Raw genomic sequence first — 26025 nt, 5'->3', positions numbered from 1 at the left:
TATGAAAAATATTGCTGTTATTGGTTTAGGTAATATTGCTACCCGACATCGCCGTAACCTTAAAATGCTTTTTCCAGAAGCAAAATTAATTGTGATGTCTGCTAGTGGTCGTACTCCTAAAGAGCCAGTAACTGATAGTGATCATATAGCAGAAAGTATTGATGAAATTATTCAGTTGCAAGTTCAGTTTGCAATAATTGCTTCACCTGCCCCTTTCCATGCTCAACATGCAATACCGCTCATTAAAGCTAGTATTCCTGTATTAATAGAAAAACCAGTTTCAGTTACCCAGACAGATGCTCAAGCATTAATATATGCTCAAGCTCAGTATCAAACACCTGTAGCAGTAGGTTATTGTTTGCGCTATTTACCTTCAGCGCAGCAAGTAAGACAAATGCTACAAAAGGGTGTCATTGGTAACTTATATAATGCTTTTATTGAAATTGGACAGTATTTACCAGATTGGCGACCTACTAAGGATTATCGCGAAACAGTATCTGCTAGAGCTGAATTAGGGGGAGGAGTCCTCCTAGAGCTGAGTCACGAGTTGGATTATGCTCAATGGATTTTAGGCTCACTTACTCCTCAACATGTCCTTTTACGTGCTTCAGAAGAGCTAGGGCTAGAAGTTGAGGATAATGCAGATCTTTTAATGACAACATCGAAAGGAACTGTTGTTAATATCCACTTAGATTTCCTGCAGCGTAAAGCACATCGTAAATGTCGTTTTATTGGCAGTGAAGGATGTATTGAGTGGGATTTAATTCAAAATGAAGTTGTGCTGATTACTGCTAAAGAGCGACAAGAAATTTATAGCGCTCCTGAGTGGGATAAAAATCAAATGTATTTAGAAATGGTTACTGATTTTATTAGAAAAATAAATGGGCAGCCAAACCAATCTATTAGTCTACAAGAAGCTGAAAGAACAGTAGGGCTTATTGTAGAGATGAAAGAATTTGTGAAGAAAAAATGAGGCTGCTTATATGAGAAATTTTGCATTTATTTTTGCTAGAGGCGGCTCTAAGGGTTTACCAGGAAAAAATATTAAACCACTGGCTGGAAAACCGTTATTACAGTATTCAATTGATACAGCTTTAGCATCGGATTTGATTGAACAAGTTTTTGTTTCAACAGATGATCAGGCTATTGCTCAAGTCGCTATAGAATGTGGAGCAATTCTTATAGAGCGACCTGCTGAACTAGCAACTGATCAAAGCCCGGAATGGTTGTCTTGGCGTCATGCCATTGAGTGGGCAACTGAGCACTACGGTTCATTTGATGGTTTTGTTAGTTTGCCTGCAACTAGTCCATTACGTAGCCAATACGATGTAGAAGCTGCGATTCTAAAAAGACAAGCTGAAACTGCTGATATTTGTATTGCAGTTACACCAGCAAGCCGCAGTCCATATTTCAATATGGTTAAGTACAACGAGTCTGGTTTTGTTGAGCTTGTAAATCAGCCTGAAGGCGAGGTGTCACGCCGTCAAGATGCCCCGAAAGTTTTTGATATTACAACGGTAGTCTATGCGACAACACCTCAGTTTGTATTGAATAACTATGGTTTATTTTCAGGGAAAGTTGTGAGTATTGAAGTGCCAAAAGCAAGAGCCGTAGATATTGATGATATTTACGATTTTCGTTTAGCAGAAGCTATTATTAAAGGTGAATAATTGATGCAAAATTTATTACAGAATAAAACCTTTTTAGTAGCAGGTGCTGGTGGATTATTAGGTACGCGTTTAGTGGCGGCTATATTAGAGCAAGGTGCAAAAGTTATTGCTGCTGATATAAACGTTGAATCTATGGAAACTCGATTACGTAGTTTAGGAGTTGATCCTACCAACGAAAAGTTATCGTTGGTTTCTTTGGATGTAACAAATGAAACAAGTGTAAAGTCATTTTTTTTAACAGATCTTAAAATTGATGGAGCTGTTAATACAACATATCCACGTAATAAGACTTATGGTTCACATTTTTTTGATGTGACTCTAGAAAGCTTTAATGAGAACTTGTCACTTCATTTAGGTAGTATGTTTTTGTTCACACAGCAATGTGCAAAATATTTTACACAATGTCAGACTCCTTTTTCGCTTGTAAATATCTCATCTATTTACGGAGTAGTTGCTCCAAAATTTGATATCTATAACAACACGAAAATGACAATGCCTGTTGAGTATGCTGCAATTAAATCAGCAACACTCCATTTAAACAAATACACAGTTGCTTATGTCAACGATAGTCGGTTCCGCATTAATTGTGTAAGTCCAGGTGGTATCTTTGATCATCAACCTGAACCATTTTTAGAAGCATATAAGAGTCATACGCACGGAGCAGGTATGCTAGATGTTACAGAAATCATAGGTTCAGTTTTATTCTTGCTTTCTGAGCAATCAAGATATGTAACTGGCCAGAATATTATTGTAGATGATGGTTTTAGTTTATAAGTTAAATCCATAGCAATATAAATGCATGTGGTTTCCTAAAATCGTATGTAGAGATAAGCAGGATTTCTGAGATTAAATATATGAATAAAATACACTCGGCTGAGAGTCTGCGCGGGATTGCTTGCTTAGCGGTTGTCTTCTCTCATTTACTCGGAGTCTTTTATCCACAACTCCATAATTTTTATGAAAGTCAGCTACCAAAATTTAATTTTGCTGAAGCAATATATAATTCGCCTTTTGCATTTTTTTATTCTGGAACAGGAGCCGTTTTTGTCTTCTTTGTATTAAGTGGTTACGTATTGACGCTTTCTTCCTTGAAAGCAGTGGATCAGAAAAAGAAACTACGCGAGTCTTTAATAAAGAGATATCCAAGACTTGCTATTCCAGCACTGTTTTCATGTTTGATTTTTTGGGGAATACTTCATATTGATATTGATCTATCAAGAACATCAGAATGGTTTCAATCTATCAAAATTTCACCATTTTTTTTAGATGCATTGTATTCTGGCGGGGTGGGAGCATTTATTTATGGTGATAATAGATATAATCCAGTTTTGTGGACTATGCAGATAGAGCTGTTAGGCTCTTTTATAATATATTTTACATGCTATTTACATAATAATAGAATTTTTAAATATATGTTCCTCTTGTTGAGTGTGTTTTTATCTGCACAGATTTCTGGAATAGCTTTTTTAGGTATTATTAGCTTTATACTTGGTTATTTTTTATACTTATTTAAAAGGTCAATTCCTGAATTTTTAAGTTTATCACTTTTTGTATTTGGACTTTATTTGTGTGGTGTACATAACAATAGTGAAAGTTATTCTGTTTTTTTTAAATTTTTGGACAATCGAACCTACAATTTATTAAATTTTTTAGGTGGTTTCTTTATTGTAGTCGCAGCACTTAAGTCAAAAGCTATTAATAAAATTTTAGATAAAAAACCATTGATATACTTAGGGAAACTTTCATTTTCAATTTATTTAATTCATATTTCTATCATCTATATTATCGGTGTACCAGTATTCAACTATGCAATAGTTAATGGATATAATTTTGTAATCTCAAGTATTATTTCATGTGTAACAGTACTCGGCCTTACTTTATTAATGTCTGAAATCTACTGTAGGGTTTTTGATGACTTCGCAATTAAATTGGCTAATAAAATAGCAAAATTTAATATAGGAAAAGGAATAAGGGCTACTGAGTGAAGGTTTTAAAAGACAGTTTCATTTATTTGATTGGGGAGCTTTTTGCGAAAAGTCTCCCTTTTCTCATGTTGCCTTATCTAACAAGAAAATTAGGACCTGATGGTTTTGGTGAGTTATCTTATTACCTAACCATGTTGTCTTTATTCGCTATTTTTGTTGGATTAAGTCAGGATGGTGCCGTTACACGTTATTTCTATTTTTATGGTAAAAAAGCTTTAAATACAGTTGTTAAAGCTGGCTATTTATTTAATATTACTATTTCTTTCATCCTATTACTTGGTTGTTGGTGGTTTAAAGCTGAAATTATGGCATATGTTGTGTTGGCAACTATGTTTCAGTCTTTTGTTAATGTGCAGCTTGCCTTACGCCAATGTCAACAGCAACCTTTTAAATATATAATAATTCAAATTATATTATCTTTGACCAATGTTCTATTTACGGTTGCTGCTCTTGAATACTTTAGTCAGGAGCTAGTCGCTTATCGTATATTGGCAATAGTCGTTACAAATCTAACAACTTTTTTGATTGCAAGTTTGGTGTTGGGAGACTTATTTAGAGATAATTATCGCTTTACATGGCAAAGAATGCGCTTAGGCCTACTGTATATCTTTTCATTTGGGCTGCCACTCATTCTGCATCAGTCGAGTTTTTTCATTAAAGGTCAGTTAGATCGTATCTTTATTTATCAACAATACTCAAAAACAGATTTAGGTATTTATTCTGCGGGGGTGCAGATAGCAACTGTATTGCCAATTGTTCTTATGGCACTCAATAAGGCAATAGTACCGTATTACTATCAAGGGCTTAAAGATAACTCGTTAACTATAGCTAAGATAAAAAAATATACATTGTACAGCTTGCCTTTAAGTATACTACCCGCACTAGTTGGTTGGTTGTTGCCAGAGCAAGTGTACCTTTGGTTTTTAGGGCAAAGTTATGTTGGTTCGAAGTACTATGTAGTAATGTATTTACTTGGTTATGGTGCGAATTTGCCATATCTAGTTTTAGTAAATTACTTCTTTTTCTACGGCAAGAATTTTGTAATCTCTAAGATTACATTTTTTTCGGCTATTGTTTATTTTGTAGCTATGATTTATTTAGTTACATTATCTCTTGACTTAATTCCTTATTCATTGCTGTTAAGCAATGTGGTTCTAATAGTAATGTTGTGGGTGATAATTAATCGTGTTGGAAAAAAATAATCTTATAGTGTGTATGACACCTTTCCAGATGTTTCTTGTAGATAAGCTTCTAAAAGAAGAGAAAGGGATCTATACATTGATTTTTATTGAACATGTTGGAAATGCAAAAAATGATTATTATTACAATATTTTATCTAAGAAGATGAGTAAGAGTTTTAGGTATACAGTTGATAAAAGCAACCCTTTTGTAAAATTTATTTATTTTTTTCTATTTGTTTTGAAATTAAGAAAACATTTATCAAATGTAGATAGCGTTTTTTTATCAACTATTAATGATAAGCATATTTTTACTTTGCTAAAACTTATTGGATTTAAAGATATTATCTCATTTGATGATGGATTAGGTAATATATTTGTTGATGGTGATTTTTTTGAAAATAATAAAAGATTAGAGTATATAAAAGGTAAGATTTCAAAACATTATACAATTTATAAAGGTTTACCAAATATAGTTGATTGTAAAAAGATTGTCAGCTTGAATTTAAATCAAAATATTGCTAATGGAGTTGTAGAAAGAGAGATTTCTATATTCCTTGGTCAACCATATAAAGAATTTCTGTTGCATGAAATGTCGGATGATAAGTTAAAAAAAATACTTTCTAAATTTAAAAATAGTTATTATTTCCCTCATCCTAGAGAAAATACTATATATGATAGTATAGAGTATATAAGTACAGAACTAATTTTTGAGGATTATATTTATAATCTATTGGTTAGTGATTCACATATTAAGATTAATGTTTATACTTTTTTTAGCAGTGCTGCTTTGAATGTTATTAGTTGCGATAGAGTAAAAGTTTTTTCATTAAGTGATGAGCGGTTGCGAAATAAATATAAGAAGTTATATGATATTTTTGCTGAAAAGGGAGTAGTGAACTTGGAGTGGAGAGATAACATATGATTAACAGAAGTTCATTATATACTTTTTTCTTTTTCTTAGCTTTATTTAGTGTAAGTAGTTTGAAGAATTTTAAGCTTAATGCATTTAAAATAGAATATTTGAAATTTTATTATTTAAGTTTATTTGATATTTTTGAATATAAAAATATCAAATATTGATTTGTAAGACTTGGAAGTATCTATATGTCAGCACAGAAAAAAGTTCTTTTTTTAGTTAATTCATTAAAATTTAGATCAGGAATAGAAAGGGTTGCATGTAATTTAGCAAATGAATTGGTCGAAACTAATAATTTTGATGTGACAATAATAAATAGAAATACTGATAAAAAATCAGTTGCTTATGAATTAAATGATGCTGTAAAGGTTCAATCGCTAAAAGGAAATTTATTTTCATTTTATATTAAGCTCAAAGAAAAATTATCAAAAAATAATTATGATTATATTGTTGTGCATAATATGGGGAAATTAACATTATTCACTGGTCTGGTGTTGCCGCGTAATAAAGGGAAGGTTATTTCTTTAGAGCATGTGGCTTTCATAAGTAGATCTTTTTTAATTAGAAAATTAAGTGCTTTAATTTATCCTAAAGTCGTAAATTATGTTGTTACCTTAACGCAGAATGATTTACAAAGTTATAGTTTTATTAATAGTAAAGTTTGCATACCCAATGCTAGTTATTTAAAAGTTAACAGTAATGTTTCTAATGTATCTAAAAATAAAAAAATTATTGCTGTTGGTCGGTATAATTTTCAAAAAAACTACAAGGATCTTTTGAAAATATGGGCTAAACTTTATAAAGAGTTTCCAGATTGGGTTTTAGAGATCTATGGAGAGGGTGAGGAAAAGGAAAATTTACTTCAGTTGAAAAAGACATATGATCTAGAGAATATCTATTTAAAAGATGTAACTTCGGATATTATATCAGTTTATAAGAGTTCTTCTATATATGTAATGACTTCAATATTCGAGGGCTTGCCGATGGTTTTAATTGAGGCTCAGCAATTCTCTCTCCCAATTATTTCTTATGATTGTCCATATGGTCCTTCAGAAGTAATAAATCATGAACTTAATGGATTTTTAGTTAAGCTAGGTGATGTTGATGATTTTTCAAATAAGTTAAGAGTTTTAATGAAAAGTGAAGATAAAATTAATGAGTTTTCGTTAAATTCCTTGAAAGCTTCTAAACGATTTGATCCTGAAACTATTAATAAACTGTGGATGGATTTATTTCGGCTCATGGGGGATTGAAATGATTAGAATCAATAATAATTTTATTAATATATTTATTTCTTCCCTACTCTTACTTTCTATCTTTATATATTATTGGATTGGGGGGATGGTATCTCAAGCTTTAATTATTTCGACAACATGTATGTTATTTTTATACATTGTTAAATCAATGAAATATGAAAGCTTATTTTTAATTTTATTCTTTTTTTTATTTTTTTTGCTCCTTTCTCTTTTTGCAGGAAACTATTTTGCACTGAGTAATGTGGTAAATGTATTTTATGGTTTATCCTCTATTATTTTAGCTTATAGTGCTTCTAAAATTAACAATAAAGCTAAATTCTCTTTATATGTTTACATTTTTTATGCTGTATTTTGTATTTTGTGTATTGTTCACTCTGGCTTTGATATTGAAAGTCTAAATGAAATTTTGAATGCAGGTAGTAGAAATGTTGTTAGTGCAATTTTATTGCTCTTAGCAATTTTTGTTTCAGCGTCATATTATATCGAAAACAAAAAACAACCTTTATTTGTGTTTGTTATTACTTTTATTTTATGCATTTTTCTTTTTGGTAGAACAGGAATTGCTCTTTCTTTCCTGCTTCTTATGACTCCATTCTTAGATAGACTCAAGAATAATATAATCTTATTTACATCAATATTTATTTTATTATCATTAGCGATACTTTTAAATATTGAATCAATCATTTCTTTTCTTACATTGAATACAAGTTTTCAGTATGGTTTAGAGAGCCCAAGGACTGCATTAAGAGCTGAATATTTTAGTGGAATTTTAAATTCATATAATGAATTATTTTGGGGTAGAAATATTGACCACTGTTGTCAGCTAGCTGTAAGTTACAATGGTAATCCGCATAATTCTTTTATTTTAGGACATTCTCGTTTTGGTTTACTTCAAACTTTTATTTTTTTGTGTATCCCATTTTTTTTAATTTTAAAGAAACAGTGGTTTTTTCTTTTTCTACTATTAGTTATTTATATACGATATTTTTTTGATAAATTAGGTTTTTTCTCCCCATTAGATTTCGTATTATTTTACTTGTTAATTTTAGCTTTTTCTAAAAAGTCGGAAGTGCATATGGAGCGAGTTTAACGTGAATTTTTCTATATTAATATCGCTCTATTATAAAGAGAATCCTAAATTTCTAGATCAATGCTTTGAAAGTATTTGGGACTCACAGATGACTAAACCAACTGAAATTGTATTAGTTTTAGATGGTCCCATCGGTGAGGAACTGACTGCTTGTGTACAAAAGTGGCAGTCAAAAATTGGTAGTCCACTGAAGGTGGTACCTTTACCTCAAAATGTGGGTCTTGGAAAAGCCTTAAATGAAGGTTTAAAACAATGTAGTTATAATTGGGTTTTTCGTATGGATACAGATGATATTTGTACATCTGATCGATTTGAAAAGCAGATTAAATTTATAGAACAGAATCCAAATGTAGTCTTGTTCGGTGGTCAGATTTTAGAGTTTGATCAAAATATTTCAGATGCAGATGTACTTAAAGCTGTACCTACAACTTATGAACAAATAAAGAAATTTGCACAAAATCGCTGTCCATTCAATCATATGACAGTTGCGTATAAACGTGATGTGATTTTAAGCTTGGGAGGGTATCAACATCATTTGTTTATGGAAGACTACAACTTATGGCTACGTGTAATTGGTAACGACTATCAAGTTGCGAACTTGCCAGATGTACTGTTATATGCTCGTGTAGGTAATGGTATGCACGCACGCCGTAAAGGTTTCCAATATATTAAAAGTGAAAAACAGTTACTAGATTTAAAAAAACAACTAAAAATACAGTCACCGTTTTATGCTAATATGTACTTCATTGTACGGTCTACATTTAGACTTATGCCAGCGAATCTGCTAGGTAAAATTTATAATACGTTTCTACGTAAGAAAGTTGAAAAAACAGAGTAAGATAGCAATGAAAAGACTGGTTGATATCGTTATATCATTAATTGCACTAACATTATTGTCTCCAATTTTCCTCATTGTTAGTTATAAAGTACGAAAAAATTTGGGGTCACCAATCTTTTTTTGCCAAGAACGTCCTGGTAAGAATGGCAAACTTTTTAAAATGATTAAATTTCGCTCTATGAAAGATGCGTATGATCGGGATGGCAACTTACTACCCGATGAAAAACGCATTACCCCATTTGGGCAAAAATTACGTTCAACCTCTTTAGATGAAATGCCACAACTCATTAATGTATTAAAGGGTGACATGAGCGTTGTCGGCCCACGACCAATGTTGAAAGACTTTGTAGAGCTTTATTCACCAGAACAAGCACGTCGCTTAGAAGTTCGACCGGGCATGACTGGGCTTGCACAAGTCAGTGGGCGTAATGAGTTAGATTATGAAGAACGCTTTAAGTGTGATGTATGGTATGTCGATCACCATAACACCTTAGTCGATTTTAAAATTATGTTTAGAACGGTTGCAGTGATGGCAAAGCGTGAAGGGATTAATGCCCCTGGTCATGTTGGCCCCTCTTTATTTCAAGGTAACGCACCAAAAAAATCTGAAGATCAAGTTAAGTCTTAAATTTAGTAATGATTCGAGTTCAATTTCATGATTAAAAAAGCAATCTTACCTGTTGCTGGTTTAGGTACGCGTTTTTTACCTGCAAGTAAGTCAATTCCTAAAGAAATGGTCACGGTAGTTGACCGTCCTGCAATTGAATATGTGGTGCGTGAAGCGGTTCAAGCTGGGATTGAACAAATTATTTTAGTGACCCATGCATCTAAAGCATCGATCGAAAACTATTTCGACCGAAATTTTGAACTTGAAACAACATTGGCACAAAAAAATAAAACCGATCTTCTAAAAGAAATTACTGAAATTTTACCTGCGCACGTCAGTGTTGTGAGTGTACGCCAACCGCAACCGTTAGGTTTGGGTCATGCTGTGCTTTGTGCCAAGAGTATTATTGGTAATGATGATTTTGCAGTTTTATTGCCAGACGTTTTGGTCAAAGAAAAATCGGATCAAAATGATCTTGCCTGCATGATTCAGCGTTATGAAGCTGCTCAAGCTGCACAAATTATGGTTGAAGCAGTTCCTGATCACATGGTGGATCAATATGGTATTGTGGATGTAGCTAAATCTCCTGCAGAAGGTGAAAGTATTGCCATGCAGGGCATTGTAGAAAAACCTGCGGTTGGAACTGCGCCATCGAATTTATCTGTGGTGGGTCGTTATATTCTGCCTGCAAAAATTATGCAGCTCTTAGAGCAGACCCCCAAAGGGGCAGGCAATGAAATCCAGTTAACAGATGCGATTGCCATGTTGCAGACCACTGATGTTGTTGAAGCCTATCGCATGAAAGGGGAAACTTTTGACTGTGGAAGCAAACTTGGCTACTTAAAGGCTGTTTTACATTATGGTATTGCTCATCCAAAATTAGGACATGAGTTTAAGCAGTTGATTGCCGAATTGAATGTCGAATAAAAATAAGCTTTGTAGGTGAATCATGAAAGTTGCGATATTAGGTGCGACACTGAATGCTGGTGTCATGGCAGTATTGTTATCCGAATATGGCAATCAAGTGTATTGGTGCAGTCATAAAAATAATGAGCATTCCCATCAGAAAAGGGTTCAGTATTTAGATGAAGATGTCAATTTTCGTCTTAATCGACAGCATAAACTTGGGCATCTTCTTTATTGTTCTGTCGTTGAACTTCCTTTAGATGTAGATGTTTATTTCTTTTGTTATAGTCCAACTGAGATTGGATTAGCGGTTCAGGCCCTTAAAGCATTGGCTATGAAACCGATTATTCATCCAAGATTGATGATTAATGCTGCAACTTTTGGATTAAATGGTACGAACAAGCTTAGTGAGATTTCACCTCAAGATTATTGGGTTTATTTACCTGATGTGATTCAAGAAGGTAATGCCATCAATAGTGTACTTCATCTGAAGCAGATCATTGTGGGGGTGGAAGAAGAACAGGCTAAAACTTTGGTTGAAGAATTATTACGACCGATATTTAGTACAACTAATCAATATTTGTTCATGCCGATTCTAGATGCAGAATTTACTAAACTGAGTATTTCAGGCATGTTGGCGACTCGGATCAGTTATATCAATGATTTGGCGATGGTGGCTGAAAAATTAGGTATTGATATTGCCAATGTTAAACAGGGGATGGGGGCAGATACGCGAATAGGCTCGGCTTATTTAGCACCTGGAGCCGGTTTTGGTGGCGAAAATTTTTCGCATGATATTTTGACATTATCCAGTGAAGTTTCAAAAAGTGGTGCAAAAAGCCGTCTGTTGCAGCAAGTTTTGGAGATCAATGAGCAGCAAAAAGAAATTTTATTTCGTAAACTCTGGAATTATTACCATTCGGATTTAAAAAATAAAATTGTTGCAATTTGGGGAGCATCATTCAAAGAAAATACCTCGAGTATTCATAATTCCCCAATTCATGCAATGCTGAATGCACTCTGGGCACAAGGTGCAAAGGTTAAACTTCATGACCCACAAGCGCTGAAAGAAATATATCAACAGTATGGTCATCGTGAAGATTTAACTTTGTGTACAGATGCTTATGATGCAGCTCAAGGTGCGGATGCCTTATGTGTGATCACCGCATGGAAACAATACTCTAGCCCTGATTATAAAAAACTACAGCAATTGATGCGTCATCCACTTATTCTAGATGGACGTAATATTTATGATCCTCTATATGTCAAAGCGCAGGGTTTTGCATATGAGGGAGTTGGTCGAATATGAGAGAAAATATCGAAAATTTTCCTAAGCAAGCATTTCCTTCTACTGAACAAAAACTACATCAGTTAGCGGAAGAAATGCAGTCGATTCATTTGAACCAGCTTTTTGCAGAACAAGCACAACGCTTTGAAAACTTCAGTCTGCGTTGTGAAGATTTACTTTTCGATTTTAGTAAGCACCGTGTCAATTTGCCTGTGATAAAGGCATTGTTCTTATTAGCAGAAGCAAAACAATTAAAAGCTTGGATCAGTCGGTTATTCTCCGTTGAGGCCATTAATTACACAGAGCAACGTGCAGCGATGCATTGGGCTTTGCGCTTGCCTCAAGATTCTGAAGTTTTCCCAGAATTATCTCAGCAAGTGCATGAACAATTAGATCGGATGTTTAATTTGGTCGAAAAAATTCATGCGGGGCAATATCGTGGTGTGACGGGTGAAGTCATTCAAGATGTGGTAAACATTGGGGTAGGTGGCTCAGATTTGGGTCCTTTGATGGTTTCTCATGCCTTATCGGATTTTAAAGTCCAAACAGCGAAACCCTTAAATGTACATTTTGTTTCGACGATGGATGGCAGCCAGCTTTCAGAGCTCTTGCATCAGCTAAGACCTGAAACGACCTTATTTATTATCTCTTCCAAATCTTTCGGCACGATTGATACCTTGTCGAATGCTGAAACAGTTCGCCTATGGTTAGAGAAAACTTTAGGGCAACGTGATTGTGTTCTAAAAAGTCATTTTATTGGCGTGTCGACTAAACCTGAAAAAATGACGGCTTGGGGGATTCATCCTGATCATCAGTTCTTATTATGGGACTGGGTCGGGGGGCGTTATTCACTTTGGTCTTGCATTGGATTACCCATTGCTTTGCAAATTGGGGTTGACGGCTTTAAAGCATTGTTGTCAGGTGCACATTTGGTGGATCAGCATTTTCAAAATGCACCGTTTGAGCAAAATATTCCTGTGCTAATGGGGTTATTGGGGGTATGGAATACCAACTATCTGAATATGCAAACCCATGCTGTTCTGCCTTATGATGGTCGATTGAAATATTTTGCTGCGTATTTACAGCAACTTGAGATGGAATCTAACGGTAAATCTTTACAACGTGATCATCAAAAAGTTGAATCCTCGACTTGCCCGATTGTGTGGGGAGAGGTGGGTCCGAATGCACAGCATGCGTTTTATCAGTTGTTACATCAAGGTACACATGCGGTGAGTTGCGATTTTATCGCACCCGTACAGCGTTATAATGCCAAGCAATTCACTTATGTGGAAAATGCCGAGGCTCTCATTGAGCAACATCATTTGGCACTATCCAACTGTTTGGCACAATCAAGATTACTGGCTTTTGGTAATCAAGCATTGTGCGAGAATGAGGTAGAAAATCTACCTGAATATAAAAAATATGAGGGAAATCAGCCAAGCACGACAATATTGGTGAATGAGTTGAATCCAAAAACTTTAGGTATGCTTATTGCACTCTATGAACATAAAGTGTTTGTGCAATCGGTGATTTGGAATATTAATCCCTTTGATCAATGGGGCGTGGAAAAAGGCAAAGAAATTGCCAATCAGTTATTGCCAGTACTGAATGGTCAGCAAACGGATATTGCACAGTTTGATGCTTCGACTCAGGGTTTACTGAAAGCTTTATTAGGCAATACGCATGACTAAAATTTTAGTCACAGGTAAAGTGGCTTAATTGATTCTCATATTGATTGAGGATCGTTTAATATTCTGCATAAATGAGCATTAGAAGAGGTTAGGGGGATGGAGGATCTATCCAACTTTATTCGACTATTATGTTGCACTTGATTTGATTATATAAGTGAGAAAGAACGAGCATGATACTCGTTCTTTCTATGAATGGATTTTGAAAATAAATTAAACTTTTTTCGAGCTCTTATAATCATAAGCATAGTTATAGCCATAATGTGAATCTACAGTACGTTGAATATCGTTGATGATAATCCCCGTAATTTTGGTATTGGCTTGTTCAAACCGATGAATAACAAGATCTAACTCTTTCATTTGGGTTTTTGCATAACGTGCAATCACAAGATTCACACCTGCATATTGTGAAATGATAATACTGTCGGTCACCGCCAAAATGGGTGGTGTATCAATAATAATATGATCGAATTGACCAGAGAGCTGTTCGAGTAGATTTTTAAAGCCCTCCATGCTTAATAACTCTGAAGGATTTGCTGGGCTTTCACCACATGTAATGAACGATAGATTTTCAACTTCTGTATGTTTGATAATCTTTTCAAGAGGCTGCTGACCCTTTAAAAAGTCTGCTAAACCTGCTTGATTATCTTGATTGAAATATTGGTGTAAATGTCCACGACGCAGGTTAGCATCAATCAACAATATACGCTTATTGGTTTGCGCTAGAATCACTGCGAGGTTAGTGGCAATAAAGGATTTACCTAGTCCTGGTGCTGGACTAGAAATCATAATTATATTGTTAGGTGCATGATTGAGCGCAAATTGAATAGCGGTACGCATGCTGCGTAAGCTTTCAATCGCAATATCATCACTATTTTTAACTGCAAGAATAGGAATATGTTTCTTCTTTTCAAGCAGTTTACTATGGCTTTCTTGTATAGGTGAATGCGGAACAGTTGCATACACAGGCAGATCTAATACATTTTCAATTTGAGCTGCATCTTTAATGCCTGTACGTAGCAAGTTGCGTAGAAAGGCTAAAAGTGTACCGAAGAAAGCACCTAAGAAAATAGATAAAACTAAAATCTGTAATTTTTTAGGTGAAATCGGTTTAATTGGTTTGATTGCAGTATCGACAATACGAACATTGCCAATTTCACCTGCTTTGGAAATACGCAGTTGTTGGTAAGAATTTAATAAGTTGGTATAGAGTTGTTGTTTAACTTCGACTTCACGGTACAACTGTAAATAGCGGCGTTGCAAGTCGGGTAATTGTTTAAGTGTTGTATTGAGTTCATTAATTTTATTGTTAATTGCTTCAAGTTGAGCATTAACTTGTTTCATTTCAGGGTGTGCAGCCGTGTACTTCTGTGCCAATTCAGCACGTGTTTGTTGTAGGGCGATTTTCTGAGTTTCAAGGTTAATACTTTGTGTAAGATAAAGCTCAGACTCTCTGGTAACATCAACCGTATTGTATTCTTCCCGGAATTTGTTAAATTCACGTTCTGCAACATCAAGTTGTTGTTTTAGCTCAGGTAGTTGCTCATCTAAGAACTTCAGTGTCTGTGCGGTTTCTGCAGAACGACGTTCAATATTTTGTTGGCTATATGAGACTAAAATGGCATTCAGTACTTTAATAATATGCTCTTTATCTGTGCCTTGATAGTTGAGTCCTAGAATACCAGTGAGCCTGCCTTTTTCTGCAACTGAGTAATTGGTGAGGATATTATCTATTGCGGCAGGTAAAGATTGTTTCTGAATGAGATAGGTATCATTGAGTTGATCTTGAGTGTGAATCGTAATATTCCACACGCCATCCGCAGTACGAATGCTATTCGGTTGATTGACCTTGGCTGTAAGCAAGACTTGCTCAGTTTTGGGATCTGTTAAACTGAATTGATGATCTGTGAAGCGAAGTTCAAGGCTTTGATCTTCGTAGTTTTCTGGGACTTTAAATTGTGTTATGTCGAATGCTTTTTCGTTATCTTTAAACAGGACAGATTGCGTACTGTACTGGGTTTTATAAATGTGCGGAGAGAGTAAACGGTCGAAAAATGAGTTTTCTGTACCAGAGACTTGTAAGTCTAGGTTGAGATGTTGAATTACATTTCCGAGTACTAAGTGAGATTTAAGAATCTCGATTTCAGCTTGAGCCGGTGAGTTTTGATCTACCATGGATGATAAATCACCGAGTAAGGCAGCGGTACCAGCCCCGTTACTGTCTTCCACCTGAATTAAAGCGCTCACTGCATAAGTGTTAGGTGTAGCTCTTAAATAAAGCAGTGCACACCCCAAGCTAAAGATGGTGCATAACGCAATCAGTTTCCATTGAGCGATGAGTGAAAAAAATAGTTCTTTTAAATCACTTGTTTCTACTTTATTGGTATTTTGGCTCATAATTTTATTATCTATGGGTTAAATTTATTGTTTCCAGTCACTTATACAGGTTTGTATAAGTTGACCAGTGTCATCAAAAACGGCTCGTTCATGCTGGTAAGGATTGGAAATATTTTTACCTTATCAGGGACCCAAACGAAATATTCTCCCTTTGGGAAACGGCTATGCTTGTCCAATATGCAATTGAAGAAATTTCTGCTTGGAAACGTATTTTGCCATCGGACAAGGACAAATATTTCCAATACAGCCCATAATAAGAATATTTTGAATATGTATTAGTTAGTTCCCAATCGATCAATATTATATAAAGCATTAGAGAACGGTAAAATTTGGGTAATGATACGTTGCCAACGGGCTAAGCCTGTAGAGTCAACATAAACAATATCATTGCTACGCATTCTAAATTGATTGGCTAAACCGAAATCACCAAGACTCATTAAATTCATATGATACAGTTCAGTTTGTTGCTGCTTCGGGTCACTACGGAGTACATAAATTCGTTTTGCACTTGCAGTATTTGAATCAATGCCTAGGCTTTCTCCCAGAACATCACTTAGGGTCATGCCTTGATCACGCATGGGCAAAGATTGATTCCTACCAGATTCACCCATGACATAAATTTTCTGATCCTCTTTAGAATTTACATAGAGTGTATCATTGGGTTGGATAAGCAAATTATGTAATGAATAACCAGATTTTTCGAGTTGGATGCTATTCAACTTGTAAGTTCGCCCTTGGCGTACCAACGTGATAGAGGTGTTATCACCATATTGCGTATTAATCCCACCAGCCATACTAAGAGCGGTATAGACACTGACGGGCTGATCACTCAGAAAGAACTGCCCACCTCTCATTACATTGCCTTGGACTGAATAACGCTGGCCTTGATAAGACAAGACACGCGCAATCACATCAGGTGTTTTTAAATAACCAGAGAGTTGACTACGCAACTCTTGATTCACTTGAGGGAGTGATTTTCCAGCAGCTTTATAGCGCCCAATCATGGGAAATTGAATATAGCCGCTTTGATCAATTTGATAACCATTGGCTTGAACCGATTGTTCGCTGGAAACATTACTCGCTGCAGGTGTAATTTCAGGATAAGCCCACAAGTAAATGGATAGAATATCGCCTGGACTCAACTTGTATGAGAGTTGGGAGTGGCGAAATAAGCTAGAATAATCTTGTAGATCGTTGTTTGAAGTTTGATTTAAGTCACGTAAAGTATTTTGGTTGAGTTGAATGACATGCACTGTACTACCAAGTTCAGTTTGGTAGACACCTTGTTCAGGTAAATTGTAAGTTTGAAGGCCTGGTGCTAGAGCACAACCGACAGTGCTGAGTGTGAACCCTAAAAGGCCAATATATTGTAGTAATTTCACTCTGTACCCCTATAAACTATTGTAAATTATAAATATATTTCAATCTTTGGGGAGTGATTGAGATTGTTTAATAAATATACTAATACATCAAATTATACAGTGCAATTATAATTTTTTACGATAGTGCAAGCGAACTGCATTCCAAGAGTATAAACGTGGCATCAATATGACGTAGTATTTGTATATGTGATACAAGCAGGATATGATGAAAAAGGATTGAAATTCTCTAATCTACAATAATTACAGTATTGTATTTAGTGACAGCACTTTATTGAGTGTATGATTTCTTTAATATAATTAAAAATACATTAGATAAAGTGGTGTAAAATTTACTCAACCATCGATTAATTATGAATTCAATGCTGGTAAGGTCATATAAGGAATTCGCAGGCAAGCATATTAAAATAAAAAAGTTTTCGAAATCATAGGCCAGTTTATTTGGTTTTGCAAAAATTAAATAAAGCAATTTTTTATATGTTTGAATATTTAAAAGTTGATTTAAAATTATGTCTAAAAATAAAAAAATTTTAAATAATACATTGGCTTTGTATATTAGGCTTTTGGTTACGGTTGTTCTGAACTTATATTCAACTAGAATATTATTAAATAATCTTGGAGTAGAGGATTTTGGTCTTTATGGGACAATAGCAGGAGTTATTGCATTAATTTCATTTTTTCAGGCTGCATTATCAAATGCAACAAATCGCTTCTTAAATATAGAGATGGGGAAAGGTACTACATCTTATATTCAAAAAATATTTTCTACAGCATTTTTTCTACATATTTTAATTGCATTATTTTTTTGCATATTAATTGAAATTTTTGGTGCTTATATAATTGGTTCATTTGTTAAGTTACCTGCTGAAAAAATAAATATTTCCATGCAAGTTTTTCATTTATCAATAATATCTCTATTTATTTTGGTTATTACTATTCCATTTGAATCCATATTGATGGCGAAAGAGAAATTTGGAATATATGCTTTGATTTCTATACTTGATGTAACTTTGAAGTTAATATTGGCGTATATTTTAATATTCTTTACTCATGATAAGCTTTTATATTATGCGTTAGGTTTTGTTTGTATAGTATTTTTGACAAGATTAACTTATGTAATTTATAGTCAATTAAATATTGTTGAAGCAAGGATTAAATTTTATATAGATAATGATTTTTTAAAAAAAATAATAAATTTTATTGGTTGGGAATTGTATTTAAATTTTTGTGTGGTTTTTAAAGTCGAGGGAATAATGCTCTTGATGAATAACTTTTTTGGTTTGATAGCAGTGGCAAGTATAAAGATAAGTTATCAAATTAATGCAGCTTTATATAGCTTATCTAGTAATCTATCGGTTGCGGTTAAACCTCAATTAATGCGTAGCTATGCTGATAATGATGTTGATAGAATGAATATGTTAACATTTTACTCGGCAAAATATTCTTATTATTTTATGTTGATATTTTGTGCTCCTATTATATTTAATATTGATTATATTCTAAAATTTTGGCTGGGATCTCCACCGGATTATACTAAAGTCATTACTATTTTTGTACTAATTTCTAGTTTAATTGAGGTGATTTTTTATCCAATTGTTATGTTAATTCATGCTACTGGTAATTTGAAAAAATTTAGTATTTTAACTGGTACTCTTATTCTGTTATCCGTTCCATTGGTTTATGTCTTATTTAAATTTGGTTTTAATTATTATTATGCTTATATTATTTATGTCATTAATACTGCATTAGCATCATTTTTAAACTTATGGATAGTAAAAAAACTGATCACTGATTTTGATCTATCTCAATTTTTAAGGAATGTTTTAGTTAATATAATGATTACGACTGGTGCAATTATTTTAGCCCTCAAGGTGATAGCTGAATTTGTTGTTTTACGTGGTTTTGTTGGATTTTTAACCATTTTTGTGTTAGAAACTTTAGTAGTAATTTCGCTAATATATGGTTTAGGTATCGAAAAAACGCATAAGAAATTGATTAAAAGTTATTTAAAATCAAAGATAAAGTGATATTTTAGTAGTAACGGATACTTAAGTTGATAGGCTTAGATTCATTCTAGAGTTTTCTTGAATCGTTGATGTTTTAGCTGGTCGATTATTCGATAGAACATCATTTTTAATACTGGATAATAAGGATTTCTAATAAAAACTAGCATTAAATAGCTCGAATAAATATTGAACTGTTGTTGAATTTGAACATAAAGAGACTGGTTTTGCAGCTGCAATATAACAATAGCAAAATCCTGAATATATAAAACTCCTGTCAGGAATGCAAATCAGTTTAATACCGAAAATTTTAAAAATGTATGGGTAGGAATCTTTAGTGATTAGAGTTTTACATATAGTTGGTCAAATGGATCGTGCTGGTGCAGAAACTATGCTTATGAATCTATATCGTAATATTGATCGCACCCAAGTTCAATTTGACTTTATTAAATTTACGACTCAACAAGGGGATTATGATGATGAAATTCAAGAATTGGGTGGCAGAATTTTTCCAATTCTTGCCGAGAATCCAATTGAACGTATGTTTAAGCTAACAAGTTTTTTAAAGCAACATTCTGAATATCGAATTGTACATGCACATATGTTGCTAAGTAATGCTTTTCATCTGTTAGCAGCAAAAAGGGCTGGTATTCAGCATCGAATTTCACATTCGCATAATACAAGTAATGGTAAATTTGGAGTTCTAGCTTTTTTATATGAAAAATTTGCAGTATATTTAAATAAAAGATTATCAACCAAAAAAATAGCGTGTGGCAAAGAAGCAGCGGAATATTTATTTGGGACAACAGAAAATGTTTGGTTATTAAATAATGCTATTGATTTAAAATTATATAGACAAATAGCAGAAAAAAATAAAAATTATTGGAAAAGCATTAAACATGATATTCAAGGATTGAAAATTATTCAAGTTGGCCGGTTAAGTGAGGTAAAGAACCATAGATTTTCGTTAGAAATTGCTAGAAAATTAAAGGAGCAAGATATTTCTTTTACATTTTTGATTGTAGGTCAAGGTCCTTTAGAGAACCCTATTAGGCAAATGATACAAGATTACACTTTAGATAAAAATGTGTATTTATTAGGTATTAGAGATGATATACCAAACTTAATGGCTGGTGCTGATGTCATGTTAATGCCATCATTACATGAAGGATTTCCAGTGGTGTTAGTGGAAAGTCAAGCAATTGGTTTAAAGTCTATAATATCCTCTAAGATATCAAAAGAAGTTGATCTGGGTGTAAACTTAATTGATTTTAAAGACTTAAATAACATTGAAGGATGGATTAAAGCGTTTGAATATATAAATCCAGTAAGCAATCAGTTTGGTAGTGATATCGAAGTGCTTGCTAAGAGGGGTTTTGATATAAAACAAAAATCCGTCGAACTTTTAGCCCTGTATAATAATATGGATAGTATTTCTAATGATATTAATTGATAATACTGCTTTTTTAAATTTATACAATTTAATTTATTTTTGTACAGCCTGCTTGGTCTTGGCTTCTGCTTTATCTTCTGAAATTAAGAAGGATGTTTTACTACAGAATAAATTAGGTCAATATTTAGTTTTTTTACCTTTAATTTTTTTAATATTCCTTGTGGGTCTCAGGGAATATGATGTAGGAGCTGATACAGTTAGTTATTTTGATATACTTTGGAATGAAACATCTGAGTTGAATTTTAGTGATGGTATTTTATTCGGTTTAATTGCTTCGACTCTAAGATATTTTAATTTAGGTTATACTTATTTTCTTTTATTAATATCCTTCTTATTTTATATAATTACTTACAAATCATTAAAGAACTATACTGAAAAATTTGAATCAAATCTTCTTATTACTTTCTTTGCATGCATTTCATTTTTCTTTTATTTAAGTATGAGTATTAATGTGATCAGGCAAGGTGTATCTTTAGCTTTTTTGTTACTTGCTTATTCTTTATGGCTTGGTAAGAAAAATAATATTATAATTTTATTGTGTATGTTTTTGTCATTAGCTTTTCATTTGACCTCAATTATACCAATTTTAATATTTATTTCTTCTGTTATCATAAGTAAAATTAGAACTTTTAATTTACTAATTCTTATCTATTTATTTTCTATAATTTTATCTTACTTTAATTATGGTTTTTTAAACTTTTCATCAGTGTTTTTAGATTTTTTAGGTGACGATAGACACGCAGACTATTTTTCGGATGAAGTTTCTGATTACAGCATAGGTTTTAGGCCACAGTTTGTAATATTTAATACTTTTTTTCTGTTTGTATCTCTGTATGTTAAAAATAAGTTAACTGATATTGATTTATCTTATCAATATAATATTCTTGTTTCTTATTATATTATTGCAAGTGTTATATTTTTTATGGCATTTCAACTGCCATTTTCAGATCGTTGGGGATTGTTTTCATGGTGTGTTATTCCATTACTAATTTCACCGTTATTTTATTCACCTTTTGTTAAGGAAAAAATAAAAATTCATTATGTTTTGATCTTGATTCTAATTTACATTGGTTTTTATTTCTATGATAAATGAATCTGAAAATACACCTACTATTAGTGTAGGTATTCCATTTTATAATGCTGAAAAGTTCTTGGTTTTTGCCATTCAGTCTGTACTTTGTCAATCATATAAAAATTGGGAGTTAATTCTTGTGGATGATGGATCCACAGATAATTCTCTGAAGATTGCTAAAGAGTTTGCAGGTAATGATCGACGGATTAAAGTGCTCTGTGATGGTGAAAATAAGAAATTACCCACGCGTCTAAATCAATTAATAAAGGAATCTGAAGGTAAATTTATAGCAAGGATGGATGCAGATGATATTATGCATCCCAGTCGTTTGGAAATACAATTAAAATATCTTTTAGAAAATGATCAAGTTGATCTTGTTTCTACGGGTTTGGTCTCTATAGATGATCAGAATAGAGTCTGTGGATTCAGAAGTGTTAATTCACTTATTACTGAAATATCTAAACCTTTTAAGTTTCATATAGCTCATCCAACTGTGATGGCTAGAAAAGAATGGTATTTAAGAAATTTATATAGTTTAGACTATCCTCGTGCTGAAGATTTTGAGCTGTGGTGCCGCGCATATGGTAAAAATGATTTAAAAATAGCAATTCTTCCAGATTTACTGCTTTTTTATCGTGAATTTGGAAATATCTCTATCGATAATCTTTTGAAAACATGTTCAGATGAACATAAAATAAGAAATTATTATCAAATGAATAATAAGATATATAATTTTATTTATTTTAAGTTGAAATATTTTTTTATTTATACAATTGGTTTTTTGGGCTTGGGGCAGAATCTTTCGAGGAGAAGAAATCGGGATTTATCTGATGATGATGCAAAGGAAATGCAAGAATTATTAAATTTGGTTGTGAATAGAAAGTAGGAGCTTATAAAAGTTAATTTTGTAGATAAGCTACTTCAATAACAACAATAAAATGCAAATGAATACAAGTAGTTTGATTGTAGCAAGACATTATTGAAGAGCTATTCATCAATATATTTTTTGATGGATCACCTGAGCCTAAAAATTATTGCACTCGTAATTGATGAGTTTACAATCAGCCCCAAATCAGTCGCTAGAATTTTATGTGCTTTGACTTACAAAGCTTGCAGTACGTCGAACCTAACGCTGGGTAAGGGGTAAATCAGTTTAGTCTGGTATCGAAATTCAATGCTTTTTAATGCATATATTAGAAATTTTAATTTTTTACAAAGAGTTGCTAACTTTGCTCAAAGTTGTATGCTCATTTACCATTCTGAATAAATTTGCAAAATTTAGATAGACTTTATGACTAAGTTATATCTTGGATTTTGTGACTTGGGGGAACTTTAATTTTTAAAACTTTTTGCAACAAAATAGATAATTATTTAAAAGACACAGATCAAAAAAAGTATTTTAATTAGAGATGTAAAAGAGACAATTGGAACACATTATTAGAAAAATGTTCTATGTTTGTCACTTAAATACAGGAAGAATAATTTTTTAAAAAAATTAAAAAAGCTGAAAAATTATGAGTACGATAGTGTTTATTGGCACGATAGCATCTAGCATTTATGATTTTCGTGCAGATTTAATCCGTAGCCTCTTAAAGCAGGGGCATCGAATCTATGCTTTTACATCTCAATACACTGTAGAAGATATAAATAAAATAGAACAACTAGGTGCCATTCCAGTTACATATACTTTAAACCGTGGTGGATTAAATCCACTGGCAGATATTGTCGCAACTTATCAACTTTTAAAAAAAATAAAGCATATAAATCCTGATGTGGTCTTTTCATATTTTGCTAAGCCGGTCATTTTTGGGACTCTAGCTGCGAAACTAGCAAAAGTTCCTCGTGTAATCGGTATGCTTGAGGGTCTGGGTTACACTTTTACAGAGCAGCCAGAGGGTCTAAGCCATAAAACTAAATTTATCCGATACATTCAGGTTTTTCTCTACAAAATGGCATTGCCAATGCTGGATCAACTTATTTTCTTAAATCCAGACGACCCTAAAGATTTATTGGAAACATATTCTATAAAAGTAAAAAAAGTAGTGATCCTAGGTGGAATAGGTTTAAATTTACAAGAATATCCATATCAACCCGTTGATGATATTTCACTTCCTATTAAATTTTTATTCATTGGTCGGTTGCTTAAAGAAAAAGGAATACATGAGTTTGTTCAAGCCGCTAAATTGGTGAAAAAACAATATCCTAAAACACAGTTTACGATTCTTGGACAAATAGATACTTTTAATATTGGCGCACTACAACAAGCAGAGTTGGATGATTTGATTGCTTCGTGTGTTGTTGAGTATCGAGGTCAAGTGAATAATGTAAAAGACTGGATCACGAATAGTCATGTATTTGTATTGCCCTCTTATCGTGAAGGTGTACCTCGGAGCACACAAGAAGCCATGGCAATAGGTCGTGCAATTATTACTACAGATGTTCCAGGTTGCCGAGAAACTGTAATTCAAAATCGGAACGGTTTCATTATTCCAAGGTGGGATTCCAAAACTTTAGCTGAATATATGATTTATTTCATTGAGAATCCTAAACAGATTCGATTTATGGGAGATGAAAGCCACAAAATTGCAATTGATAAATTTGATGTTGAAAAAGTAAATCAACGATTACAAAATATTTTAGGAGTCTGAAAAATGATAAAACGCTTCCTAGATATTGTGATTGCTTCTTTTGCGCTCACTTTACTGTCGCCATTATATTTATATGTTGCATATAAGGTGAAAAAGAATTTAGGCACTCCTGTCTTGTTCCGTCAGGTTCGTCCAGGTTTACATGGCAAACCTTTTGAAATGATTAAATTTAGAAGTATGCATGATGCTATCGATGCCCAAGGGAACCCTTTACCAGATATTAAACGATTAACACCCTTTGGGCGAATGTTACGATCTAGCAGTTTGGATGAATTACCTGAATTATGGAATGTGATTAAAGGTGACATGAGTATAGTCGGGCCACGTCCGTTACTGATGGAATATTTACCACTTTATAATGAAGAACAAGCCAAGCGGCATCATGTGCGCCCCGGCATGACAGGTCATGCACAAGTGAATGGTCGTAATGCCATTAGTTGGGATGAAAAATTGAAGCTTGATATTTGGTATGTTGAAAATCAATCTGTTTGGCTGGATTTCAAAATCATGCTGAAAACGATCAAAGTTGTTCTAATTAAAGAAAATGTAAATGATGAATCAGGTCACTCTATGCCTAAATTTACAGGGGATAAACAGGGTGATAAAAATGGATTCTAATGTGAAATGTTCTTTAGTCGATGTTGATGATGAATGGGACACTGCAGTAAAGAAATTTAATTTTGATATTTATCATTTAAGTGGCTGGCTTAAATCTTCAGCAGTCATAGATGATGGTCAGGCTAAAGGCTTAATGATTAAGTTTGGTAATAATGAGTTACTTTTTCCTTTAATTATTAGGAGAATAGATAGTATATTTTGGGATGCAACCTCGCCATATGGTTATGGTGGTCCATTAGGAGATAGTGTATTAACAAATCAAGAGATTGATCAGTTATTACAAAATGCAATTAATTTTTTAAAAGAGCAGAATTGTGTTTCTTGGTTTATTCGATTACATCCAATTTTAAATATTGGATGGAATAGTAAATCTGGCACTATCGTTGAGCATGGGCCAACATTATCTTCAGATTTGAGTAAAACAGAAGAAGAACATTGGTCTGAAACTCAACTTAGACATCAACGAGGCATTAAAAAGGCATTAAAACAGTCTATATATACAAAGATTGAAGAACTCAATGAAAATAATGCTTTAATCTTTTCTAAAATTTACATTGAAACTATGAAGCATGTAAATGCATCAGACTTTTATTTATTTGATGATTTATATTTTATAGCGTTAGCCAAAAATCTAAAAGGCAGAATTTTATTAATTACTGCTTATGATAATGAAACACCGATTGCTGCTTCAATCTTTACCTATTGCCAAGAAAGTAAAATTATCCAATATCATTTAGGCGGTACTCTTGATGCTTATCGAAATTTACAACCTGCTAAGCTGATTATACACATCGCAAGAGCCTGGGGGCGTGAAAAGAGATACAGTATTTTGCATTTTGGCGGAGGTTTTGGGGCAAGTTTGGATTCATTATATGAGTATAAAAAAGGATTCAGTTCGAATGAACATGTATTTAAAACGCATCGTATTGTCGTGAACTCTGATATTTATCTCAAATTGTTAAATAAAAATGGCAGGGTTGGACAGTTAACAGAATACTTTCCGCTTTATCGGAAACCAAATGGGAAATAA

General features: G+C 33.2%; 22 protein-coding genes. 20 read left to right on the top strand and 2 right to left on the bottom strand.

Annotated elements, in window-relative coordinates; genetic code table 11:
- Position 1 precedes the first annotated feature (1 nt).
- The 13 genes from M5E07_RS15835 to pgi all read left to right on the top strand — a co-directional run bounded on the left by M5E07_RS15835 (position 2) and on the right by pgi (position 13428).
- A complete protein-coding gene (locus tag M5E07_RS15835) occupies positions 2–973 on the top strand; it encodes a Gfo/Idh/MocA family protein (protein WP_252220701.1) in 972 nt (323 codons plus the stop codon).
- A 10-nt stretch (positions 974–983) separates the two neighbouring features.
- The gene (locus M5E07_RS15830) at positions 984–1670 is read left to right on the top strand and encodes an acylneuraminate cytidylyltransferase family protein (RefSeq protein ID WP_252220699.1); all 687 of its coding nucleotides are present in this window, start codon (positions 984–986) and stop codon (positions 1668–1670) included.
- A gap of 3 nt (positions 1671–1673) precedes the next feature.
- Positions 1674–2444: an oxidoreductase gene (locus tag M5E07_RS15825; RefSeq protein ID WP_252220697.1), complete on the top strand. Its 771-nt coding sequence runs from the start codon at positions 1674–1676 to the stop codon at positions 2442–2444.
- Positions 2445–2524: 80 nt separating this feature from the next.
- Positions 2525–3655 (top strand): acyltransferase family protein, encoded by a 1131-nt coding sequence (locus M5E07_RS15820; protein WP_252220695.1) that lies wholly within the window; start codon positions 2525–2527, stop codon positions 3653–3655.
- Positions 3652–4857, top strand: coding sequence for an oligosaccharide flippase family protein (locus M5E07_RS15815; protein WP_252220693.1), 1206 nt, complete (start codon positions 3652–3654; stop codon positions 4855–4857). Before M5E07_RS15820 ends, M5E07_RS15815 begins: the two co-directional genes overlap by 4 nt.
- A gap of 28 nt (positions 4858–4885) precedes the next feature.
- Positions 4886–5758, top strand: coding sequence for a glycosyltransferase family 52 (locus M5E07_RS15810; RefSeq protein ID WP_252220690.1), 873 nt, complete (start codon positions 4886–4888; stop codon positions 5756–5758).
- 182 nt (positions 5759–5940) lie between these two features.
- On the top strand, positions 5941–7005 hold the full coding sequence (locus tag M5E07_RS15805; RefSeq protein WP_252220688.1) for a glycosyltransferase family 4 protein: 1065 nt from the start codon (positions 5941–5943) through the stop codon (positions 7003–7005).
- 1 nt (position 7006) lies between these two features.
- Complete coding sequence (locus M5E07_RS15800; RefSeq protein WP_252220686.1) at positions 7007–8098, top strand: hypothetical protein; 1092 nt, start codon at positions 7007–7009, stop codon at positions 8096–8098.
- 1 nt (position 8099) lies between these two features.
- The gene (locus M5E07_RS15795) at positions 8100–8936 is read left to right on the top strand and encodes a glycosyltransferase (protein WP_252220684.1); all 837 of its coding nucleotides are present in this window, start codon (positions 8100–8102) and stop codon (positions 8934–8936) included.
- A 7-nt stretch (positions 8937–8943) separates the two neighbouring features.
- Positions 8944–9564 (top strand): sugar transferase, encoded by a 621-nt coding sequence (locus M5E07_RS15790; protein ID WP_116763684.1) that lies wholly within the window; start codon positions 8944–8946, stop codon positions 9562–9564.
- 27 nt (positions 9565–9591) lie between these two features.
- Entirely contained in the window at positions 9592–10470 is an 879-nt protein-coding gene (gene galU / locus M5E07_RS15785; RefSeq protein WP_252220682.1) for a UTP--glucose-1-phosphate uridylyltransferase GalU, read from the top strand.
- A gap of 22 nt (positions 10471–10492) precedes the next feature.
- A complete protein-coding gene (locus tag M5E07_RS15780; RefSeq protein WP_252220674.1) occupies positions 10493–11758 on the top strand; it encodes a nucleotide sugar dehydrogenase in 1266 nt (421 codons plus the stop codon).
- Complete coding sequence (gene pgi, locus M5E07_RS15775) at positions 11755–13428, top strand: glucose-6-phosphate isomerase (protein WP_252220666.1); 1674 nt, start codon at positions 11755–11757, stop codon at positions 13426–13428. The genes M5E07_RS15780 and pgi overlap by 4 nt, the downstream gene beginning before the upstream one ends.
- A 210-nt stretch (positions 13429–13638) precedes the next feature.
- Here the strand turns inward: pgi and M5E07_RS15770 are convergent, their stop codons facing one another.
- Entirely contained in the window at positions 13639–15822 is a 2184-nt protein-coding gene (locus M5E07_RS15770; protein ID WP_252220664.1) for a polysaccharide biosynthesis tyrosine autokinase, read from the bottom strand.
- 275 nt (positions 15823–16097) lie between these two features.
- Complete coding sequence (locus M5E07_RS15760) at positions 16098–17204, bottom strand: polysaccharide biosynthesis/export family protein (RefSeq protein WP_252220656.1); 1107 nt, start codon at positions 17202–17204, stop codon at positions 16098–16100.
- A gap of 506 nt (positions 17205–17710) precedes the next feature.
- Between M5E07_RS15760 and M5E07_RS15755 the strand changes: the two genes are divergently transcribed.
- The 7 genes from M5E07_RS15755 to M5E07_RS15725 all read left to right on the top strand — a co-directional run bounded on the left by M5E07_RS15755 (position 17711) and on the right by M5E07_RS15725 (position 26025).
- Entirely contained in the window at positions 17711–19228 is a 1518-nt protein-coding gene (locus M5E07_RS15755) for a lipopolysaccharide biosynthesis protein (RefSeq protein ID WP_252220654.1), read from the top strand.
- A gap of 313 nt (positions 19229–19541) precedes the next feature.
- Positions 19542–20657: a glycosyltransferase gene (locus M5E07_RS15750; protein WP_252220651.1), complete on the top strand. Its 1116-nt coding sequence runs from the start codon at positions 19542–19544 to the stop codon at positions 20655–20657.
- Positions 20644–21750 carry an EpsG family protein gene (locus M5E07_RS15745; RefSeq protein ID WP_252220625.1) on the top strand — a complete coding sequence of 369 codons (1107 nt, stop codon included), beginning with the start codon at positions 20644–20646 and terminating at the stop codon, positions 21748–21750. The genes M5E07_RS15750 and M5E07_RS15745 overlap by 14 nt, the downstream gene beginning before the upstream one ends.
- A complete protein-coding gene (locus M5E07_RS15740) occupies positions 21740–22615 on the top strand; it encodes a glycosyltransferase family 2 protein (protein ID WP_252220623.1) in 876 nt (291 codons plus the stop codon). Before M5E07_RS15745 ends, M5E07_RS15740 begins: the two co-directional genes overlap by 11 nt.
- Positions 22616–23243: 628 nt before the next feature.
- Entirely contained in the window at positions 23244–24377 is a 1134-nt protein-coding gene (locus tag M5E07_RS15735) for a glycosyltransferase family 4 protein (protein ID WP_252220621.1), read from the top strand.
- Positions 24378–24380: 3 nt separating this feature from the next.
- Positions 24381–24995, top strand: a complete 615-nt coding sequence (locus M5E07_RS15730; protein WP_252220619.1) for a sugar transferase — start codon at positions 24381–24383, stop codon at positions 24993–24995.
- Positions 24985–26025, top strand: a complete 1041-nt coding sequence (locus M5E07_RS15725) for a GNAT family N-acetyltransferase (RefSeq protein ID WP_252220617.1) — start codon at positions 24985–24987, stop codon at positions 26023–26025. The genes M5E07_RS15730 and M5E07_RS15725 overlap by 11 nt, the downstream gene beginning before the upstream one ends.

The sequence above is a fragment of the Acinetobacter tibetensis genome, assembly GCF_023824315.1.
GTDB classification, from domain to species: domain Bacteria; phylum Pseudomonadota; class Gammaproteobacteria; order Pseudomonadales; family Moraxellaceae; genus Acinetobacter; species Acinetobacter tibetensis.
Note: the sequence above shows the minus strand (reverse complement) of the source record. Positions and strands in the feature narration are given on the sequence as shown.

Excerpts from the sequence above, each read along its gene's own strand:
- galU (WP_252220682.1), top strand. The coding sequence starts at position 9,592 with ATGATTAAAAAAGCAATCTTACCTGTTGCTGGTTTAGGTACGCGTTTT.
- M5E07_RS15770 (WP_252220664.1), bottom strand. The coding sequence starts at position 15,822 with ATGAGCCAAAATACCAATAAAGTAGAAACAAGTGATTTAAAAGAACTA.
- M5E07_RS15835 (WP_252220701.1), top strand. The coding sequence starts at position 2 with ATGAAAAATATTGCTGTTATTGGTTTAGGTAATATTGCTACCCGACAT.
- M5E07_RS15820 (WP_252220695.1), top strand. The coding sequence starts at position 2,525 with ATGAATAAAATACACTCGGCTGAGAGTCTGCGCGGGATTGCTTGCTTA.
- M5E07_RS15740 (WP_252220623.1), top strand. The coding sequence starts at position 21,740 with ATGATAAATGAATCTGAAAATACACCTACTATTAGTGTAGGTATTCCA.
- M5E07_RS15830 (WP_252220699.1), top strand. The coding sequence starts at position 984 with ATGAGAAATTTTGCATTTATTTTTGCTAGAGGCGGCTCTAAGGGTTTA.
- M5E07_RS15725 (WP_252220617.1), top strand. The coding sequence starts at position 24,985 with ATGGATTCTAATGTGAAATGTTCTTTAGTCGATGTTGATGATGAATGG.
- M5E07_RS15780 (WP_252220674.1), top strand. The coding sequence starts at position 10,493 with ATGAAAGTTGCGATATTAGGTGCGACACTGAATGCTGGTGTCATGGCA.
- M5E07_RS15790 (WP_116763684.1), top strand. The coding sequence starts at position 8,944 with ATGAAAAGACTGGTTGATATCGTTATATCATTAATTGCACTAACATTA.
- M5E07_RS15745 (WP_252220625.1), top strand. The coding sequence starts at position 20,644 with ATGATATTAATTGATAATACTGCTTTTTTAAATTTATACAATTTAATT.
- M5E07_RS15730 (WP_252220619.1), top strand. The coding sequence starts at position 24,381 with ATGATAAAACGCTTCCTAGATATTGTGATTGCTTCTTTTGCGCTCACT.
- M5E07_RS15735 (WP_252220621.1), top strand. The coding sequence starts at position 23,244 with ATGAGTACGATAGTGTTTATTGGCACGATAGCATCTAGCATTTATGAT.
- M5E07_RS15825 (WP_252220697.1), top strand. The coding sequence starts at position 1,674 with ATGCAAAATTTATTACAGAATAAAACCTTTTTAGTAGCAGGTGCTGGT.
- M5E07_RS15755 (WP_252220654.1), top strand. The coding sequence starts at position 17,711 with ATGTCTAAAAATAAAAAAATTTTAAATAATACATTGGCTTTGTATATT.
- M5E07_RS15800 (WP_252220686.1), top strand. The coding sequence starts at position 7,007 with ATGATTAGAATCAATAATAATTTTATTAATATATTTATTTCTTCCCTA.
- M5E07_RS15805 (WP_252220688.1), top strand. The coding sequence starts at position 5,941 with ATGTCAGCACAGAAAAAAGTTCTTTTTTTAGTTAATTCATTAAAATTT.
- pgi (WP_252220666.1), top strand. The coding sequence starts at position 11,755 with ATGAGAGAAAATATCGAAAATTTTCCTAAGCAAGCATTTCCTTCTACT.
- M5E07_RS15810 (WP_252220690.1), top strand. The coding sequence starts at position 4,886 with ATGTTTCTTGTAGATAAGCTTCTAAAAGAAGAGAAAGGGATCTATACA.